Genomic DNA, 255 nt, shown 5'->3' with positions numbered 1-255 from the left:
CAAAGGGCGCACGGTGAATGCCTTGGCACTAGGAGCCGATGAAGGACGGGACGAACACCGATATGCTTTGGGGAGCTGTAAGTAAGCTAAGATCCAGAGATTTCCGAATGGGGGAACCCAACAGCTAATGGCTGTTACACGCAAGTGAGGTAGACGCAGAGAACTGAAACATCTAAGTACCTGCAGGAAGAGAAAGAAAAATCGATTCCCTGAGTAGCGGCGAGCGAAACGGGAAGAGCCCAAACCGACGTGCAT

The 255-nt window shown here is 51.8% G+C and carries 1 rRNA gene; it reads left to right on the top strand.

Annotation, left to right across the window (positions count from 1 at the left end):
• Nucleotides 1–255 (top strand): 23S ribosomal RNA (locus ACEN4N_RS11630); the annotation flags it as partial.

The organism is Ruoffia sp. FAM 20857 (genome assembly GCF_045528645.1).
Taxonomy (GTDB): domain Bacteria; phylum Bacillota; class Bacilli; order Lactobacillales; family Aerococcaceae; genus Ruoffia; species Ruoffia halotolerans.
Note: the sequence above shows the minus strand (reverse complement) of the source record. Positions and strands in the feature narration are given on the sequence as shown.